The sequence below is a fragment of the Clostridium sp. ATCC BAA-442 genome (assembly GCF_964239415.1).
Taxonomy (GTDB): domain Bacteria; phylum Bacillota; class Clostridia; order Oscillospirales; family Oscillospiraceae; genus Flavonifractor; species Flavonifractor plautii.
The window spans coordinates 1-16,848 of record NZ_CAXSQB010000022.1 but is presented as its reverse complement, the minus strand read 5'-3'; the positions used below and the strand labels follow the sequence as shown (position 1 = coordinate 16,848).

The 16,848-nt window shown below is 54.4% G+C and carries 29 protein-coding genes and 2 pseudogenes; 23 read left to right on the top strand and 8 right to left on the bottom strand.

The genetic code is table 11. The features are described from left to right. Nucleotides 1-31 precede the first annotated feature (31 nt). From ACESY8_RS10795 to ACESY8_RS10770, 6 genes are all read right to left on the bottom strand, one after another. Nucleotides 32-865, bottom strand: coding sequence for a hypothetical protein (locus tag ACESY8_RS10795; protein WP_009257025.1), 834 nt, complete (start codon nucleotides 863-865; stop codon nucleotides 32-34). A gap of 151 nt (nucleotides 866-1,016) precedes the next feature. Next, nucleotides 1,017-1,694 (bottom strand): TIGR01906 family membrane protein, encoded by a 678-nt coding sequence (locus ACESY8_RS10790; RefSeq protein WP_054338275.1) that lies wholly within the window; start codon nucleotides 1,692-1,694, stop codon nucleotides 1,017-1,019. Between the two features lie 6 nt (nucleotides 1,695-1,700). Further along, nucleotides 1,701-2,354, bottom strand: coding sequence for a lysoplasmalogenase family protein (locus tag ACESY8_RS10785; protein WP_009257027.1), 654 nt, complete (start codon nucleotides 2,352-2,354; stop codon nucleotides 1,701-1,703). 83 nt (nucleotides 2,355-2,437) lie between these two features. Continuing rightward, the gene (locus ACESY8_RS10780; RefSeq protein ID WP_007491667.1) at nucleotides 2,438-3,115 is read right to left on the bottom strand and encodes a TVP38/TMEM64 family protein; all 678 of its coding nucleotides are present in this window, start codon (nucleotides 3,113-3,115) and stop codon (nucleotides 2,438-2,440) included. Between the two features lie 533 nt (nucleotides 3,116-3,648). Next, complete coding sequence (locus ACESY8_RS10775; protein WP_196011327.1) at nucleotides 3,649-4,761, bottom strand: site-specific integrase; 1,113 nt, start codon at nucleotides 4,759-4,761, stop codon at nucleotides 3,649-3,651. A 368-nt stretch (nucleotides 4,762-5,129) separates the two neighbouring features. Beyond that, nucleotides 5,130-5,894 (bottom strand): stalk domain-containing protein, encoded by a 765-nt coding sequence (locus tag ACESY8_RS10770; RefSeq protein ID WP_498794737.1) that lies wholly within the window; start codon nucleotides 5,892-5,894, stop codon nucleotides 5,130-5,132. Between the two features lie 170 nt (nucleotides 5,895-6,064). On the opposite strand from ACESY8_RS10770, the gene ACESY8_RS10765 reads away from it, so the two are divergent. Continuing rightward, on the top strand, nucleotides 6,065-6,691 hold the full coding sequence (locus tag ACESY8_RS10765; RefSeq protein WP_498794736.1) for an ImmA/IrrE family metallo-endopeptidase: 627 nt from the start codon (nucleotides 6,065-6,067) through the stop codon (nucleotides 6,689-6,691). On the opposite strand, the gene ACESY8_RS10760 is transcribed toward ACESY8_RS10765, so the two are convergent. Further along, complete coding sequence (locus tag ACESY8_RS10760; protein ID WP_498794735.1) at nucleotides 6,645-7,004, bottom strand: helix-turn-helix domain-containing protein; 360 nt, start codon at nucleotides 7,002-7,004, stop codon at nucleotides 6,645-6,647. The genes ACESY8_RS10765 and ACESY8_RS10760 overlap by 47 nt on opposite strands. A 484-nt stretch (nucleotides 7,005-7,488) precedes the next feature. Between ACESY8_RS10760 and ACESY8_RS10755 the strand changes: the two genes are divergently transcribed. Continuing rightward, on the top strand, nucleotides 7,489-7,662 hold the full coding sequence (locus tag ACESY8_RS10755; protein WP_498794734.1) for an excisionase family DNA-binding protein: 174 nt from the start codon (nucleotides 7,489-7,491) through the stop codon (nucleotides 7,660-7,662). 157 nt (nucleotides 7,663-7,819) lie between these two features. Here the strand turns inward: ACESY8_RS10755 and ACESY8_RS10750 are convergent, their stop codons facing one another. After that, entirely contained in the window at nucleotides 7,820-8,275 is a 456-nt protein-coding gene (locus tag ACESY8_RS10750; RefSeq protein ID WP_498794733.1) for a hypothetical protein, read from the bottom strand. Nucleotides 8,276-8,419: 144 nt separating this feature from the next. Here ACESY8_RS10750 and ACESY8_RS10745 point away from each other — a divergent pair, with 144 nt between their 5' ends. The 21 genes and pseudogenes from ACESY8_RS10745 (at nucleotide 8,420) to ACESY8_RS10645 (ending at nucleotide 16,742) form a co-directional block, all read left to right on the top strand. Further along, the gene (locus ACESY8_RS10745; RefSeq protein ID WP_498794732.1) at nucleotides 8,420-8,590 is read left to right on the top strand and encodes a hypothetical protein; all 171 of its coding nucleotides are present in this window, start codon (nucleotides 8,420-8,422) and stop codon (nucleotides 8,588-8,590) included. Next, nucleotides 8,565-8,828, top strand: a complete 264-nt coding sequence (locus ACESY8_RS10740) for an FNR family transcription factor (protein ID WP_021632707.1) — start codon at nucleotides 8,565-8,567, stop codon at nucleotides 8,826-8,828. The genes ACESY8_RS10745 and ACESY8_RS10740 overlap by 26 nt, the downstream gene beginning before the upstream one ends. Before the next feature lie 96 nt (nucleotides 8,829-8,924). Further along, nucleotides 8,925-9,155 (top strand): hypothetical protein, encoded by a 231-nt coding sequence (locus ACESY8_RS10735; protein ID WP_498794731.1) that lies wholly within the window; start codon nucleotides 8,925-8,927, stop codon nucleotides 9,153-9,155. Nucleotides 9,156-9,239: 84 nt separating this feature from the next. After that, nucleotides 9,240-9,527: pseudogene (locus ACESY8_RS10730) on the top strand (pentapeptide repeat-containing protein); the annotation flags it as partial. A 9-nt stretch (nucleotides 9,528-9,536) separates the two neighbouring features. Continuing rightward, complete coding sequence (locus ACESY8_RS10725; RefSeq protein ID WP_341484391.1) at nucleotides 9,537-9,899, top strand: DUF5758 domain-containing protein; 363 nt, start codon at nucleotides 9,537-9,539, stop codon at nucleotides 9,897-9,899. Between the two features lie 55 nt (nucleotides 9,900-9,954). Beyond that, the gene (locus ACESY8_RS10720) at nucleotides 9,955-10,089 is read left to right on the top strand and encodes a hypothetical protein (protein ID WP_369847771.1); all 135 of its coding nucleotides are present in this window, start codon (nucleotides 9,955-9,957) and stop codon (nucleotides 10,087-10,089) included. A 252-nt stretch (nucleotides 10,090-10,341) separates the two neighbouring features. Then, nucleotides 10,342-10,560 (top strand): hypothetical protein, encoded by a 219-nt coding sequence (locus tag ACESY8_RS10715; RefSeq protein ID WP_271934657.1) that lies wholly within the window; start codon nucleotides 10,342-10,344, stop codon nucleotides 10,558-10,560. Then, nucleotides 10,557-10,778, top strand: coding sequence for a hypothetical protein (locus tag ACESY8_RS10710; RefSeq protein WP_195484465.1), 222 nt, complete (start codon nucleotides 10,557-10,559; stop codon nucleotides 10,776-10,778). The genes ACESY8_RS10715 and ACESY8_RS10710 overlap by 4 nt, the downstream gene beginning before the upstream one ends. Beyond that, entirely contained in the window at nucleotides 10,779-11,414 is a 636-nt protein-coding gene (locus tag ACESY8_RS10705; protein ID WP_195484466.1) for a hypothetical protein, read from the top strand. After that, on the top strand, nucleotides 11,407-11,982 hold the full coding sequence (locus tag ACESY8_RS10700) for a hypothetical protein (protein WP_195484467.1): 576 nt from the start codon (nucleotides 11,407-11,409) through the stop codon (nucleotides 11,980-11,982). Before ACESY8_RS10705 ends, ACESY8_RS10700 begins: the two co-directional genes overlap by 8 nt. 9 nt (nucleotides 11,983-11,991) lie before the next feature. Next, nucleotides 11,992-12,213, top strand: a pseudogene (locus ACESY8_RS10695) (DUF6291 domain-containing protein); the annotation flags it as partial. Between the two features lie 132 nt (nucleotides 12,214-12,345). After that, entirely contained in the window at nucleotides 12,346-12,651 is a 306-nt protein-coding gene (locus ACESY8_RS10690) for a phage replication initiator YdaU family protein (protein ID WP_195484468.1), read from the top strand. Next, complete coding sequence (locus tag ACESY8_RS10685; protein WP_195484469.1) at nucleotides 12,648-13,193, top strand: replicative helicase loader/inhibitor; 546 nt, start codon at nucleotides 12,648-12,650, stop codon at nucleotides 13,191-13,193. Before ACESY8_RS10690 ends, ACESY8_RS10685 begins: the two co-directional genes overlap by 4 nt. Next, the gene (locus ACESY8_RS10680; RefSeq protein ID WP_196011323.1) at nucleotides 13,190-13,630 is read left to right on the top strand and encodes a RuvC family protein; all 441 of its coding nucleotides are present in this window, start codon (nucleotides 13,190-13,192) and stop codon (nucleotides 13,628-13,630) included. The genes ACESY8_RS10685 and ACESY8_RS10680 overlap by 4 nt, the downstream gene beginning before the upstream one ends. Further along, nucleotides 13,623-13,976 (top strand): hypothetical protein, encoded by a 354-nt coding sequence (locus ACESY8_RS10675; RefSeq protein WP_271934650.1) that lies wholly within the window; start codon nucleotides 13,623-13,625, stop codon nucleotides 13,974-13,976. Before ACESY8_RS10680 ends, ACESY8_RS10675 begins: the two co-directional genes overlap by 8 nt. Nucleotides 13,977-14,044: 68 nt before the next feature. After that, the gene (locus tag ACESY8_RS10670; protein ID WP_498794730.1) at nucleotides 14,045-14,644 is read left to right on the top strand and encodes a DNA cytosine methyltransferase; all 600 of its coding nucleotides are present in this window, start codon (nucleotides 14,045-14,047) and stop codon (nucleotides 14,642-14,644) included. Beyond that, nucleotides 14,637-14,939: a hypothetical protein gene (locus ACESY8_RS10665; protein WP_498794729.1), complete on the top strand. Its 303-nt coding sequence runs from the start codon at nucleotides 14,637-14,639 to the stop codon at nucleotides 14,937-14,939. Before ACESY8_RS10670 ends, ACESY8_RS10665 begins: the two co-directional genes overlap by 8 nt. Beyond that, complete coding sequence (locus ACESY8_RS10660) at nucleotides 14,936-15,235, top strand: BC1881 family protein (RefSeq protein ID WP_271934647.1); 300 nt, start codon at nucleotides 14,936-14,938, stop codon at nucleotides 15,233-15,235. Before ACESY8_RS10665 ends, ACESY8_RS10660 begins: the two co-directional genes overlap by 4 nt. A gap of 56 nt (nucleotides 15,236-15,291) precedes the next feature. Beyond that, the gene (locus ACESY8_RS10655; protein ID WP_226908088.1) at nucleotides 15,292-15,447 is read left to right on the top strand and encodes a hypothetical protein; all 156 of its coding nucleotides are present in this window, start codon (nucleotides 15,292-15,294) and stop codon (nucleotides 15,445-15,447) included. After that, nucleotides 15,434-16,165 (top strand): DNA-methyltransferase, encoded by a 732-nt coding sequence (locus tag ACESY8_RS10650; protein WP_226908087.1) that lies wholly within the window; start codon nucleotides 15,434-15,436, stop codon nucleotides 16,163-16,165. The genes ACESY8_RS10655 and ACESY8_RS10650 overlap by 14 nt, the downstream gene beginning before the upstream one ends. A 217-nt stretch (nucleotides 16,166-16,382) precedes the next feature. Beyond that, nucleotides 16,383-16,742: a hypothetical protein gene (locus ACESY8_RS10645; RefSeq protein ID WP_498794728.1), complete on the top strand. Its 360-nt coding sequence runs from the start codon at nucleotides 16,383-16,385 to the stop codon at nucleotides 16,740-16,742. Nucleotides 16,743-16,848: the final 106 nt, after the last annotated feature.

Sequence of the window (16,848 nt, the reverse complement as noted above, 5' to 3'; positions counted from 1 at the left end):
CTCTGGAACATTCCAGAGGGCCCGCTTTTGTTCAGCCGCAGCAGCCCTTCAGCTCCCGGCAGGTTTCCGGGATGGGCGCGGGGCTGTTGGGCGGGAAGAACTCGTTGACCGGGAACTTCACGTGGCGGAAGATCTCGCAGGGATCGTCCTCGCAGCCGCCGCAGGTGCACTCCTTCTCCGGCATACAGTAGTCATATACCGGCATCAGGAGCTGGGAGTCCCGCTCCAGACGGATGATCGAGAACTGGCCCAGGGTAACATAGATCCGCTTTCCGTCATTGCCGAAGCACAGGTCGCAGCCGAAGCAGGCGCAAATGCACGGCGGGATTTCGGTCAGTTCACAGTCGCAGGGGCGGCACTCGCAGACGTCTACCAGCTTCATATTGAGCACGATGGGGTCTACCGCCTCCACCACGGCGGTGGGCAGGTTTGTTTTGCCGATGTTCTGCTCATCCATCCCCTCAAACGCCACCTCGGAGGAGAACACCTTGGCGGTGCCCTCGCTGCCGAAGAGAATCACCCGCTTGTCAAAGACACACAGGCCGCAGACCTCCACAGGCCGGGCCGCGCCGATGAACGCGTCCGCAGTCACGCGGTAGTAGTAGCGGACATCCACAGTGTAGAAGCCCCGGTTAAAGCCGATGGGTTCCACATCAATGTACACGTACAGCAGCTCCGCCTTGCCCGCCTTGATGCTGATGGCGCGGTCGATTACCGCCTGGCAGTTCTGGGTGGGGTAAAAGCGCAAATCCTCGATACAATCCTTGTCTTTGCAAGAATCATAGATCTTCTTCGTGTGTATGCACACGGCCTCGCGGATACAGGCAGTATCCTGCACCGGACCGGGCATGACCTTCTCAGGCATTGCAATACCTCCTAGCAGAGTATTCAAAAGGCCCTTCCTTCCCCGCTCTATTCTATGAACCACCGCCCATTTGGTGCGGGGGCGGAGCGGCGGGCCGGAACGAAAAAGGGACCCAGGCCATTCTATGGCCCGGGTCCCAAAGCCGTGACACTCAGCGCGGCAACACTGTCTTCTTCGTTCTTCTGTGGGCAGACAGCAGATCCCCTGCAATCAGCGCTCCGCAGGCGGACAGCAGCACCGCCCCGATCAGGAGGGCGCAGTTGAGGAAAAAGCGCTCCGGCATGATCAGAATGATTTCATCCGTGGCAGGATTAAACAGCCAGTTGTCTTTGCCGGGAAAAAAGACCGCATGAAAGACGGTAAAGGCCCGGCTGAAGTCCAGCGCCGCCAGAGCGCCCACCGCCAGTACCAGACCGGCGGCCAGCACCCCCGCCCAAAACCCCGGTCCTCGGCCCACTGGGCGGTAAAACTCCAGCCGGTGCAGCCGCCTCAGGAGGAGGAGCAACGCCGCAGACACAGCCGTGACGCCCAAAACTAAAAAGTCCGCCCGAAAGAGCACCCGGACATCTGCAAAGTGGCTCCGCCCCGACTCCGACCAGGACAGCTCCCCGGTCCCAAAGGGCGTTCCGAGAACGCAGAAGTCCAGCACCTCGTCGTAGGCCTCCCGTATGACCCCCTCCGGCCATCCGGTACGCTCAGGCAGGCGGAGGGCATCGATCTGTATATAGTAAAAGGGCCGGAACAGGATCGGCACCGCAATGGATGCGCTGAGCACCAGCAGGGCCAGAATGACCGTCAAAGCCGCTGTGGCCAGTTTGGAGGAACGCATTTACAGTCACTTCTTTCTCACAGAAAGGGTTATCAGCACCTGAGAGGGCAGGTAAAAGAGCCACATGCCCACCTGGGCAAAGGAAAAGAGCGGTCCGGTATCGACCACCGGCAGGAAGGCCGCCAGATTGTGCAGGCCCACGCAGAGGTCACAGCCCACAAAGAGCAGCAGCCCCAGCCCGAAGCACCGCCCCCGTCGCCCCAGACGCAGGGCGGACACCGTGTTGCAGGCCAGCTCCGCGAAATAACAAAGGGTCACAGCCGTCAGCGGCTCCAGCGCCCTCAGGAGCGCCGCAACCGCCAGGGCCGCAACCGTCAGCCCCACGCGCAGCGGCCACAGCAGGCCAGCGCCCCAGCGGTGCAGGCGCAGCAGGTAAATCGCCTGTACCACACAGAAGCAGGCCACCCCCGCCAGGTAGAAGGAATCAAGGATCAGGAGAAACCAATCCGCTGCCAGCGTAAAGGCCAGCGCGGCGCACACCAGGCGCCCGTCCTCCGTTCCGGCCCGGTCCAAGGCCGCCAAGAAGCACAGAGCCACCGCCCCGTATTTCAGCAGGAGGGCCCAGCCGCTCCCCGGCCGGAGCAGATCCAGCGCCAGAAATCCGAGATAAAGCGCCGCCTCCGCCCCGAGGAAGCATCCGGTCTTTATGCGCCCCGCCAAATCCCGTCCCCCCTCCCATATGAAAAGCATTATACAACGGCGGGCCGCGCTTGACAAGAAGCACGGCCCGCCGTCCGGTGTATTTATCGCTTGAACCGCTCCAGAAGCGCGGCCTCCCAACGGTCTCCATATTTCAGGCAGACGGCGAAGACGGCCACTCCGGCGGCTCCCAGCAGAAGCATCGCCCACACGGGAATTGTGAGCACCGAGCCGCCCAACGCACAGGCCACCAGAAGGCCCCAGGGCCGTGTGAGCAGTACGATCAGGAAAAAGCGGTGCAGCGGGATGTCGGTCAGCCCCGCCAGAATGCAGATCAGGTCGTCTGGGAAAAAGGGAAAGAGAAAGACAAGGATCAAAAAGATATCCCGCTTCCTGCGTATAACCTCCAGGTACTTGTCCGCCACCCGTTGGTTGACCAGCCGCTCCACAAACCGCTGCCCCAGTACACGGGCCAGCCAGAACACAAGGACGGAACCGCCCGCCACTGCCAACCAGGTCATCAGGAATGAGGGCCACATTCCAAAGAGCACCGCCCCAGCCAGCGCCGTCACGTTGCTGGGAATGGGTGCGATCACCACCGAGAGCAGTTGAATCAGGAAAAAGAACAGGTGGGAATAGGGCGCAAAGCGTTCTATATAATTTCGCATCTCCTCCAACGAGCCAACGGAGGAAAAAAAGCCCGTCTGCCAGAGCAGGAACGCCCCGCCGCCCAACAGGAACACAGCCAGGAGCAGGGTCAGCAGCCATTTATGTCGTTTCATGTCGGTCTGTCGCCTCACCAATCGAATTGTCTATAGGCTACCACGTTTTGGCTCTCTATGCCAGAGGAAATTCCTTAAGATTTCTTTATAAAAACAAAAAACCCACACCCATAGGTGTGGTTTCTGCCTCAGGACCCTTTACCGCTCGCTGTAAATCACCCGGTCGTCGCTGCCAAAGATGAGGTCATCCACGTCGGAAGCGCCGATGCTGTTGTACCATACCATACTGTACCAGCCTCCTTTCTTTGATTGATAATTTTAGTATATACGCTCTTGGGGGAAAATGCAAGCCGTCAATTATAAACTTTACACAAAATTCACATATTAATTTTGGCTGATCCGTCAGTCTCCTCCGCCAAATGGCCGACGCGATAGAGTATGGAGTTTTCGCCGGCGGGTACGGCCCCCCAATATCAGCGCCAAAGATTTGCGGGAATAAAAAATCCCGAAGTCTTTACCGGTAAAGACTTCGGGATTTGGCGCAGAAGGAGGGATTTGAACCCACCCAAAAAATCTATATATCCATTGCAGCTCTAATCTCCACTGTTTTCCGTGTGCAAATCCGTGTGCAATTTTAGTTTCTCCTCCAAAAATGCGTTTATGATTTGGTCTGTTTCCTGGGCTCCGTCGGGGAACACATAACCATAAATCTGCTTAAAGGTGTAATCGCTAGTCCATCCATTTCGGGCCATGGCGTACTGATCCACCACATTGAGCAATATCATAATAGCTGCATTTGCGTGTCGGAGCCCGTGCACGGTGGTGTCCGTTATTCCGGCCCGCTTGCAGATGGCATGGACATGCTTTCGCACAGTGTCCGGGTGCCACTGGAATACTCTCCCCTGCTGCCCATGGTACATGCCCCGCAGCTTCTCCATGATATAATCCGGGCATCCGACAAGCCGCTGCGAACCTTCGTTCTTTGGGTATTCCTTTATAATCCATTTGTTATCTTTGTCCGGCACCATAGCCCGCCGGACCTCCACTTTGCCACCATCGAAGTCAACGCAATCCCAATACAGACCGCATATCTCCGATCGTCTCATGCCCAGCCATACGGCCATAACAATAGGCAATTCGCACGGATCACCCACCGCACAGTCGATAAGTTTCACGACTTCCTCCACAGTAAGATATTGCTTTTGCCTCTTCACCCGCTGGGGCAGCTTTACGCCGGACACGTCCACCCCATAGTCTTTCAGCACCGCGGTCAGGAGCCCATAGGCGTTCTTTATGGTCTTCGCGGATACTTTCTTTGCCTCGTCGGAGACGGCGCGTTGCACGTCCAGGCGCGTGATTGTATGTACGTCTCTGCTCATGAGGCCAGGAAACCTATGCTTCCGCATCGTCTCATAGCCTCGTATCGTTGTAGGCGACAGCGCTCCTTCTCCAGCCTGGATATAGCGTGATATCGCCTCGTCAACCGTCACCTTTTGTTCTTTGTCCTTGCTCACCAGCATCCCCGTTTTGATTGCCAGCGCTTTCGCATGTGCAACCTCCGGGTCGTCGTCCACGACGGAGATCCGGCGCCCGTCCACCATCACCTGACAGCGCCAGGAATGCGACGGCAGCTCGACGGGTTTCGGGCCGGACAGCTTCGCGGCCTTCACTCGCCTTTTGGCCCATAGCTTTTCCTGTTCAGTCATTGCAAAAATCCCTCCTGTCTGCTATAATGAGGGAGCAGAGCGCCCACAAGCATCTGCCCTTCTATGGCCGCCCCCGGTATTGCGAGTACCGGGGGCGGTTTCTCTTGCTTTCTGTCGATTGCTGTGCTATTCTGTCTACAGGCGCTGCACAACGGCAGGCGGTTAGCCACACCTCCCGAAAGGGGGTGAGGCCCATGCGGATCACACTACATATCGGACGGTTCACCGTTACGATTATTGTGAAAAGCAGAAACCGCCACTCGGCCAAGTGACGGTTTCTAGAGCTTTGCTTTATTAACCTCATACCGGGCTAACCGCTTGTTGCAGCGCCTTTCTATGTCTATTATAAACCGTCCTGTATTTGATTGTCAAGTCGCCTCATCACAATAAGCTATGATTTCATTCATTGTATCAGTATAGTGCTGGTCACATACATACCTTGCATTTGACGCGAATTTAAGTGCAGCACTATAGTTTTCCGTAAAATTGAGATTAAGGTCTCCCATTGTATCCAACGCCTTCCTCAAAGACGAGGTTCCGTTCTCTAAGTAGGAAATGGAATCCACGAGATCCTGATCATCTGAGTAAGAAATATCTATAAATTGGCGTTCAGCTTCAATTGCAGATTCAAAAGTATCTAAAAGGGTTTTTGCCTCCTCCTTTATCTCTCGCGCAGCAGAAGATGAAAGTAGCCCAGATGTCAACATTGCTTCGGAAGCAGCGAACCCTTGAGCAATCGTTTCCATTTCCCGGCCATAGTCGGCAAGCGACTTAAATTGATTCGCCTTCAATGCAAGTCCCCAAATATAAAGTGCATCTTCGCGGCTTAACTCCCCGGGTGTCCCATCCAATGTGACAGTTCCAGTCTCCCCATCCCAATCGACGTCCAGCCCCAGAGCATCCCCCACGGCCCGCACCGGCAGATAGGTGGTTCCATTGATCGCGAACGGCTCCACCGTGTTCCCGTTGGCATCCTTCGGCGTGATGGTCTGCCCGTTGAGCGATATCTTGATATTGTTATAGTCCAGTGCCGCCTGAGTCCTGCCCACAACTGCCCCGGCGGTTCCAATCGTCCCGGCGATTACCCCAGCCACCAGCAGTCCCGCGACAAAACCTTTGTATTCTCTCTTCATTCTATCTGCTCCCCTTTCATGAATATACGATTAATTGTCCCATAGTCATCTCTTTCTTCTGTAAATCACTGTAAAAATGCAGTTCCAAAATTGTATAATTTTCCGTCTTGCAAAAATCGAACAACCGTTCTATAATGAGCTCAACACATCACCGTTCAGGGGTGGATTACATGACTGCTTGGGAAACACTAATTCACTGCAATATCACAAAGCTGCCTATTGACCTTGACCAGATCTGCAAATCCCTTGGTATCCTCCTATGCTCTTACACGCAAGGGTACCGAATTTTGAAGGAAAGCAATCTAGGCAATGAGACCTTCGGTGCGGACGGCTTTCTGATCCGCGGTAAACGCGGCGCTGTTATCCTGTATAATCCACATCTCAGCCCAGGCCGCCGCCGCTATACCGTCGCTCATGAAATCGGTCACTACTGCTTAAACCACGGCACTGGTATCATCCACCGTGATGCCAAGGATCAGAAACCCCGTCCTCAAATAGAAATCGAGGCCGACCGCTTCGCCGCGCAGCTTCTCTCCCCCGCCTGTGTCCTGCGGGCCCTGCATGTAAGTGGGCCTTTCGCCATCCGTCAGCTCTGCCATATCAGCCAGCAGGCCGCCGAAATTGCCTTCCAGCGGTTAAAACGCCTGCATGACCTGGATGTTCAGTGGATGGAGGAGCGCAGTTGTTCTTACTTCTTTCAGTCTGGAACTGAATGGCGCCTTTACCGGCAGTTTGAGCCGTATATCCTAGCTACCACTCGTCATCTTCCCGCTCTGAACCCGTGTTCTGCAAGTTGAACATTCCTTCAATCAATTTCCACTGTTCATCGGTGAGCACACGGCGCGTTGTACGCCCGCCCCTGTGAATAATCACTGCGTCCCCTTGCCCGTCGGCCTCCTGGCCGGCGGGCTCTTCTACTTTCCCGAGCAAATATGCGACAGAGACCCCAAAGTAATTTGCCAGGAGTATGGCCTTATCCGCTCCCGGCACCCTTTCTCCGTTCATCCAGTACCGGACACCGCCCTCAGAAACTCCGGCTGCTTTCCCAATCTCTGCGTTCGTGCAGCCCTTCTGCTTTTTTAGTTCTTTGAGTCTTTGGCAAAACTCCACAAAAATCACCTCGAAGTTCTGTACGAAATATCCGTAGTTTTGTGCTTTACAATCGTAGTTCTGTGCGGTATACTTGACCTATGAGCAAGTGGAGCTGCCCCAAGAGGCAGAGAGGTCACGTGCTGGCAGGGTTCCCGCACCCCCTGCCGCCGTGCCACATTTTCGCATTGTGCCACGCACCGATATAACTATGGTCGGTTCCTATCGGCGCTCCGCTGCGGGGCGGAGCAAGCGTGGTCTTGCACGACTTTGCCGGTTGTGGTTCCGGCCTAGCCTGGGGTATACCTAGGCTGCCCTTTCGCTCGTACAGCGGCGCCCCCATCTGGCGGGTCTGCCAGCTTCAACGCCGAAATGCGCGGGCCAGACAAAAATGCTTCCGAGAATCGGAACCACTCCTTTCTGCCTCTTAGGGCAGTTCCACTATAGCACAAAACCGAAGTAAACGCAAGCACAGAACTACGATAACGAGAAAGGAGTTTTGCTCGTGGAACGCTGTTACACCTGTCAGGAGGTGGCCGACCGCTACGGCGTGAAGCTGATTACGGTTTGGGACTGGATTCGCAAGAAGAAGCTCCCCGCCATCAAGACGGGGAAGAACTACTGCATCCGGCCCCAGGACATCGAGGCATTCGAGGCCGCACGCCAGACCATCAAATAAAACCCGCCCCTGACGGGGCGGGATAATCCAATGAAAAGGCGGAATAAAATGAAGAATTTCTTCGCCAAGCACCCAATCCTTTTAGCTCTTCTGATCTATACCCCGTTCGGTCTTTTCTTCTCCGTTTTATCTGCGCTTATCGTTTCCTCATAGAAGATCATTTTTCTTCCTTTAATTCGGGTATACGATAGGTTTTCATTTCTTTTCGCATCCGCTCGAAAGCTTCATCCCTGGTTGTATAAAATTCCTGCGCATCACCTTTAATCTCAAAGTTACCCGCATCGATATGTTCAAGCACGGCTTTCTTGAATTTTAGCAGAGACTCCCCCGTTTTTTGGGATGATAGTAGCCTTGCAACTTCGATGTTCTGGCAAAAATCTCTTGTCGCTTCAAAAAATTCTACACGGTTTTTCTGGTACCCAAGGACTTGAAACGACTCGTGAATTTTAGAAAATGCGTCCAGCTTTGCTTTAAAGTAATCATCCAGAATAATCTGCCGGAGTTGTGCTTCCCCTGCGGTCTTCGCCGCCGTGTAAGCCCCAACTGCACCGGCAATCGCGCCAACTGCGCCGGAAAGGAACGTGATCAGCGCAACCAATACTGTGTCCGACATATATAACCCCTCTTTTCAGAAAATGCCCCCGCCAGTGCTGGAACCACCGGCGAGGGCGGCAACCCTAATTGAACCCACCAATCAGGCTTGCAGGAAGATTGTACTACAACCTCCCTGCGGCCGCAAGCGCAAGGAGGAATTTTTGTGAACGAGAACGACAGAATCAAGGACTTGGAACCCCAGGCCCGCAACACCCGCCATTTGGTGGATCGCATCATCTACGCCGCCTATGGAATTAAAGTCCAGGAGCTGATTAAGGCCCTGTGTAACCGAGAGGAGGAGAAGCACAATGCCGAAAGTGTATCTGACCGCTGACCAGCGTCTGGCGGCCCGCTATGACGCCATGGCCCAGCGCCTGGCCGACGGTCTGGCCGTCTACAAGTGCCGGAACCGGCTGCGCAACCGGGATATTGGCCGCGCCCTGGGTATCCGGGACGAAACCGTCTCCCGGCTTTTGGGCGGCGACCGCACCGTCCGCCTGAACATGGAAACCCTGTTCAAGCTGGAAGACATGGCAAAGGAGGTGAGCTACCATGAGCAAGACCCGAAATGAGCGCCGCCAGGCCCGCCGGGAGGCTGTGCGCGGTGTGGTGGTCACCATCTGCTTCTTAGCGGCCCTGTTCGCTGATAGTTGGGTGGAGTGGCTATTATGAACCGCTATCTGATTACGAGCGTTGCGGCTCTGTTTCTCTTACTGGCGCTGGTTGTACTGATTGAAATCGTCTGGAACCAAGAACCGGAACAGCCAGCCATTGAGACCCCGGTAGCAACCACCACCCCGTCCCCCACGCCCACCGGCCCGCTCACCATCCAGATCACCGGACTGGAGGGGGCGGAGAGCATCGACGATGTGTGGGCGGTCATAGAAATCCCACATTGAGGAGGAAATAAGATGGATTTGAAAAAGATCTTGGAGGAGCATCTCCTTTGGCTAAATGGAAAGGGCGGCAGACGTGCCGACCTGCGCGATGCCAACCTGTGCGATGCCGACCTGCGCGGTGCCAACCTGCGCGGTGCCAACCTGCGCGGTGCCGACCTGCGCGGTGCCAACCTGCGCGGTGCCGACCTGCGCGATGCCGACCTGAGCGGTGCCAACCTGTTCGGTGCCAACCTGCGCGGTGCCGACCTGCGCGATGCCGACCTGAGCGATGCCGACCTGAGCGGTGCCGACCTGCGCGATGCCAACCTGCGCGGTGCCGACCTGAGCGGTGCCGACCTGCGCGATGCCAACCTGCGCGGTGCCGACCTGAGCGGTGCATCTATGGATCAAATGATATGGGATATTCATACAGCTTTTTACCCGCTGCAATGCCCAGATTCCGGTTCTTATATCGGCTATAAAAAGGCAAGTGGCCTTGTTGTGGAGTTGGAAATCCCCGCAGATGCACGCCGGTCCTCCGCTACTAGCCGAAAATGCCGCGCCAGTAAGGCCAAGGTATTGAGTATCACAGATATCAACGGAAATCCTGGGGGCGACCAAGTAAGGAGTAATTTTGATCCGAACTTTGTTTATGCAATAGGCGAAACCGTTGAAGTGTCTGATTTTGATGATGACCGCTGGAACGAGTGCTCTACTGGCATTCATCATTTTATTACACGGGCGGAAGCCGTTATTTACGAATAAAAGCGCCGCTCCCCGGTGTGCAAGACCGGAGGGCGGCAAGAGGAGGAAATTTCAAATGGCAAGGCAATTTGAGGAAATCAAGCATGACATTGCAGAAGAGCTTAGGAAAAAACTTCATGCGGAACAGGAGATCTGCTTTCTGCTTATAGAGATCTTGGACTCAATTTCCCCAGGTTCGGAGAAATCTTGATTATGTGTAGGGCTGTGTTTCTTTGTTCGAGCGTTTCTATGCTGTCCATAATGTGGTAAATCCGCTCGATATCAGGATCTGAAGGGAAATAGCCACAGCGTGGGCATCGAGCAATGTAAACAAGATCCTTTGCGTTGTCCATGTCGCAAGAAAACTGCATTTCTTTCCCACATTTTTTACAGACTGCATCAAAAGTAAATCTCATATCTAACACCCCTGGATTTATTATCAGCAAAAGGAGTTGTTTTGTCAATGTTGAATTTGAATCCATGCCCGGACAGGCAGCAGGACAACCCCGTCTCCGAGTGTGAGAAGTGCCGCCAGGAGGTCTACCACGGCGAGGCCCGGTTTCAGTGGGAGGGGCGGTGGCTCTGCCCGGACTGCTTCCGGGCCGCAGTCAGCAAGGCCCTGAGCGACTGCCCGGAGCAGGTGGCGCTTGAGATGGGCCTGGAAGTGGAGCGGTACGTATGAGCCGCGATACCTGCGTGAGCTACTACACTACTGGCACGGCCACCGTGGCCGTCCATTTCCCCAATGGGCTAACGGTTTGCCAGTGGTGCCCCTACATCCAATACCGGGAGGGCCTCAAGCGCCACCAATGCGCCCTCACCGGCGAGTTCTTGCCCTATCCATTTGATAGCCGGGGCGCTGAATGCCCCGTAATATTTGACAAGGAAGAAGGTACATAAATGGGAATCCCAGTTTTGGTTTTGGGCGAATCCGGCTCCGGCAAGTCCACCGCCCTGCGCAACTTCGACCCCGCCGAGATCGGCGTGTTCAACGTGGCCTCCAAGCCGCTGCCCTTCCGCAAGGCGCTTCCTACCATCAACGGCGCGACCTATCCCACCATCATTAAGTCTCTTTCTGCTCCGAATTTGAAAACCTATGCCATCGACGACAGTCAGTATCTGCTGGCTTTCGAGTTCTTCGACCGGGCCAAGGAGACGGGCTATAACAAGTTTACCGACATCGCCCTGAACTTCCGTAACCTGATCCAGTTTGTCATCACACAGACACCGAGGGACTGCATCGTCTACTTCCTCCATCATACCGAGTCCAACCCGGACGGCACGCTGAAAGCCAAGACCATCGGTAAGATGCTGGACGAGAAACTGACGGTAGAGGGTCTGTTCTCCATCGTCCTCCTCTGCCGTTCCGAGAAAGACAAGCACTACTTCATCACCCAGTCTGAGGGGTTCAGCACCGCAAAATCTCCCATAGACATGTTTCCAGAAGAGATAGACAACGATTTGAAGCTGGTGGACACCACCATCCGTGAATACTGGGGCCTGACCCCCAAGAAGGAGGAAACCGAGCATGAATAAAATCAACTGGGACGAGGTTCAGGAGGCTTCCGAGTTTGACAACCCCAAGCCCGGCGCTTATATTGCCACAATCTGCCGCGTGGAAGACGTGGAGGAAAAGGAATACCTCTTGATTGAGTGGGACTTTGCTGAGGGGACATACAAGGGGAATAACAACGACACTTTCGCCCGTGCGGGATTCTGGCCTATCCAGCTCCGCCGCAGCTACAAGCCCTCTGCTCTGGGCTTTTTCAAGTCCTTCAAGACCGCCCTGGAAGACTCCAACCCCGGCTACCGCTTCGACGAGTTCAATCTGCGGGATATGGTAGGCTGTCGTTTCGGCGTAGTGCTAGGCGAGGAGGAGTACGCCAAGAACACCGGGGACGTAAAGACGCGGCTGTATGTGTATCAGACCCGCTCTATCCAGGCGATCCAAAAGGGAGATTTCAAGGTGCCGGAACTCAAACGCCTGTCAGAGAACCGAAAGCCCTCTCCCGCCTTTGGGGGCGCTTCTAGCGATTGGTCTCAGCCTTCTTCGTCTGGTCAATTTGGCGAGTCATTCGATGATGGCGGGAAACTGCCATTTTAAGGTGTACCTATGGACAGGGAACAGTTTACATTCTACGCTTCTTTCTTCCGGGCTGTTTCCCGCATCCGTAATAAGGCGGCCCGGTGTGACGCATACGACGCAATATGCGCCTATGCGCTCACCGGGATACTCCCGGACCTTGATAAACTGCCTGATTCCGCCGCGATTGCGTTTGAGCTGAGTAAGCCAAACCTAGACGCAAGCAGGCGGAAATCAGAGGCAGGCAAGTCCGGGGGGAGGCCAAAGCAAACGGAAAGCAAGCCGAAAGCAAATGAGAAGAAAATCGAAAGCAAAACGGAAGCAAGGGCTGAGCGAAAGCAAGTACAAGATAAAGAAAAAGAACAAGTACAAGATAAAGAACAAATGTTAATTACCCCCCATCCCCCCCTTCCGGGGGCCTCGCCTGCCCTACAGGGTGCCTTTGCCGCCTGGATCCGGTACAAGCATGAGAAGCGACAGGACTACAAGCCCACGGGCCTCCAGTCTCTGGTGACTCAGGTGCAGAAGGCGGCGGAGACCTACGGGGAACAGGCTGTGATAGACCTGATCGGGGAGTGCATGGCCAACAACTGGCAGGGCATCATCTTCGACCGGCTCAAATCCGGGCAGGCCCCGCGGAGGGGCGGAAATGTGTTTCTGGATATTGCCCGAGAGGAGGGCATCGTGTGAAACGCGAAGACGTGATTAAGCTCATGTCTGTGCTCCGTGGTGCCTACCCGCAGTTTTACCGGGACGTGGGGCGGCAGGAGGCATTGGACACTATTTCCTTGTGGACAGACATGTTTGCCGAGGATGACGCCGCAATCGTGGCCGCCGCCGTCAAGGCGCTGATCGCCACCGACAGCAAGGGCTATCCGCCCCACATCGGCGCGGTAAAGGCCAAGATAAGGCAGCTTACGGAGCGGCCAAAGATGGCCCCGCAGGAGGCTTGGGGGTTGGTATGGCGGGCCGTACAGCGGTCGGCCTACAACAGCCGGGAGGAGTTCAAGCGGCTGCCGCCCATGCTCCGCCGATTGGTGGGGACACCGGAGCAGCTCAAAGCCTGGGCACGGATGGATGCCAATACAGTGCAGAGCGTCATCGGCTCCAACTTCCAGCGCTCCTATCAGGAGCGGGCCAAGCAGGAGGCCGAGTTCCAGGCGCTGCCCGGCGACATAAAACAGATGATTGGAGGGCTGGCCGAACGGCTGGCGTTGGAGGAATCAACATGACATACATCGGAATTGATCCGGGGAAAAACGGAGCTATGGCAGTGCTTAAGGAGGACAGGACTTTCCGAATTGTCCCTTATGGCCCGCAGTCATATGCAGACGAGTTGGAGTTTTCAGAAGCGGACTGCATCGTATGCCTGGAGCATGTGGGAGCCATGCCGGGACAGGGAGTCAACTCCATGTTTCACTTTGGAGAGAACTTCGGTTTTATCCAAGGGCTTCTCACAGCTTTCGGAATCCCTTATGAACTAGTACGTCCGCAGAAATGGAAAAAAGAGTTTTCCATCACCGGGGACAAAAACAGTTCCATTCAGGTGTGCAAGCGGCTGTTCCCTACCGCTAATTTGCGAAAAGAGGGCGGTCGAAAAGACAATGACGGTATGGCAGAGGCCCTATTAATGGCAGAGTATGCTCGCAGGAGGCTGTCCCGTGGATAAGCACTGTGCTGACTGCATCTACAGATGCTATATCACCGCCGGGCTGTACTGCTGCGACTACATAGGCTATACCGGGCATGCCCGCTCTTTGATCTGCCCGCCGGGCGCACGCTGCACAGAGAAAAAGACAGTTCAACGCACCCCGCCGAATCCAAACGGGAGGCCAAAGGCTGTATTTGACGAGGCAACATGTATGCAACTGTACCAGAAGGGCATGAGCGATATCAAGATTGGGAAGCACTTTGGCTTATCAAAAAATCCAATCGCCGCATGGAGGGCTCGGAATAACCTGCCATCAAACAGTAGGTCTCCGCAAGCCAGGATGGCATTTCTCAATGGCCGCTGATAAAGGAGGAACCGAACGATGGACGATAAGACGCGCGCCCTTCTGGGCGACCACGAGGCGGCCAAGCTATGAGGGTGTTGGTGGCCTGTGAGGAGTCGCAGGAAGTCTGCAAGGCGTTCCGGGCGCTGGGGCATGAGGCATACAGCTGCGACATAGAGCCGTGTAGCGGTGGCCATCCTGAGTGGCACATCCAAGTAGACGCGCTGGAGCTACTAAAAATGCGGTGGGATATGATACTGGCATTCCCGCCCTGTACATACCTGTCCAACGCCGGGGCAAAGCATTTGTTTCGCGGAGGTGAGCTTAACCAGGAGCGCTACCAGATGGGCCTGGAGGCAAAGGGATTTTTTCTGAAATTCCTAAATGCAGACTGCCCGCGTATTTGTGTTGAAAACCCAGTATCCAGCAGAATTTATGAAATGCCGCCGCACAGCCAAGAGGTGCAGCCCTGGATGTTCGGGCATCCAGTACAGAAAAAGACCCGTCTGTGGCTGAATGGCCTGCCGCCATTGGAACCGACAGACATCGTAGACCCGGAGTGCGGATGCCATGAAGCTGGTACATGGTTTATGAAAGGCGGCAAAGACCGGCAGAAAAACAGGGCCAAGACCTTTCCGGGCTTGGCAAAGGCTATGGCCCAACAGTGGGGAGGTATCTGTGATGGATGATATTAAATTAGCCCTGCTTGGCAATCAAGAGGCAGCCAAGCGACTGACGGATGCGGGAGTGCTGCTGCCGTGTATGTGTGGCGGAAAAGCCGGCATGGTTTGTTTTGAAAAGCGCGGAGTCCCGTCTGGGGATATGGGATATTTGGCGTCAATTAAATGCCGGGATTGCTGGATGGAACTGAGACGGTGGGCATTGAAAAAGAAGTGGGCAGAAGCTTCCGCCCGCCTGGCCTGGAACACCCGCGCGCCGATTCTGAGCGCGAAGGAGATGGAGATGCTGGAGGGGGTGCAATGAGCATGACGCGGCGAGAGGCTGCAATCAAGAGCTGTGAGGACAGAATCAGGCACCTAGAAAGTGTGCCGCCTCACTACTATGGGAAACGGCAACGGGGAAGAGCTATTGAGCTGGAAAAGGTAAAAATAAAGGCCCTCCGCCCCGTCAGCCGGGAGCGGTTATCCGGGTTTAAGACTTGCGATCTGGTGGGCGAACTAAGAAAGCGTGAGGGCGTAGAAGCACACATCGCAGAGCAGTACCAAGATGTGGCGGTCTCAGTAAACGGCCCTGCGGTGGTACTGGTAGTTATGGATTAGACCTTACTTTCCACGCAGTTAAATAATACCATACAGAATGGAGGATTTGTAGATATATGGGGAAAATTAGCCGGGAGCAGGCGGAGAAATTCAAAGAATACTTTGGTGACCTATATGGGAAGGGGTTGGAAGTTTATGGCTGGCATCTGAATGGTGAGCCAAAGCCTTTTGATGATTTCTATGAGGATGCTTGTAAATATGCTGGAATGTAAACTGATATACGGAGATTGCATAGATCTCATGGCTGGATTGCCGGATGATTGCGTGGATTTCCTTTTTACCGACCTCCCATATGGAACGACAAACTGCAGATGGGACACACCCATTGATCTCAATAGGTTTTGGCATGAGGCAAAGAGAGTAGTGCGCAAAGGTGGATGTAAGGCTCTGTTCGCACAGACCCCATTTGATAAGATTTTAGGGTGCAGCAATCTGAATGAACTGCGCTATGAGTGGATTTGGGAAAAGACTCAAGCTACTGGGCATCTAAATGCTAAAAAGATGCCGATGAAAGCTCACGAAAACATCCTGATATTCTACGACCATTTGCCAACCTACAACCCACAGATAACTCACGGACACGAACGAAAAGTTTCAACTGCGGCGCATAAACGGAACTGTAGGACAGGGGAAGTGTATCATGGTTACGGGAAAACGGGATATGACAGTACAGACCGTTACCCCCGTGATGTTTTGCGAGGGCCGAGCGACAAACAAAAATCATGTCTACATGCAACGCAAAAGCCTATTTGGTTGTGCGAACAGATGATACTTACTTACACAAACCCGGAAGACACAGTACTGGATTGTTGCATGGGAAGCGGGTCTATCGGAGTTGCTTGTTTACAGAATGCCAGAAAATACATTGGAATGGAAAACGACCTTGCGATATTCGAGGTCGCAAAGAGCAGATTGGAAGGTGCTAAATGATTGCACAGGAGCATGTGGAGAAGGTGTGGTCTGGGTGCGAATACTGTAAAAAAACATACAATTAAAATTGTTAGAATTGAAATGGACCATAACGATTCACCTGGAAGTCCCAAACGGCTGAATCCGACGAGAATACCCAAATTTTGCCATATCTGCGGCGCGCCCATGACGGACGAGGCCGTGGAGATGGTGATGGAGAGATGGGAGGAGCTGAACGATGGCAAGGGCGATTGATGGAGAGCTGCTCGAGCTGGAGATTGCAAATATTGCAAATAAACTGGCAAAATCCGATGCACAAAAGGCATTGATGGGACGGGTAATGTACTGCGTTGAGCATATGCCCACCCTCACCCCGCCGAACAAGCCGCTGACGCTGGAGCAACTGAGGAAGATGGATGGAGAGCCAGTATATATCATTATTGACGATGTGGAACCATTAAAAATGTGGGTTCTCATTGAAGCTGATGGGGAGGATATTTACTTGACCAATAATCTTGGTGGACGAAGTTATTACGAGGAAGCAAGAAAGTTATATAAATTCAAACTGTACCGCCGCCCGCCGGAGGTATCGCCATGAGACGCCAATACACCCGCCAGGAGCTGGACTCCATCACCCAGGAGACCCCAATCTACATTGAGGGAGCAGGGATAGCTCAGCTCCAATGGGGCGGCCTGGAGATTGC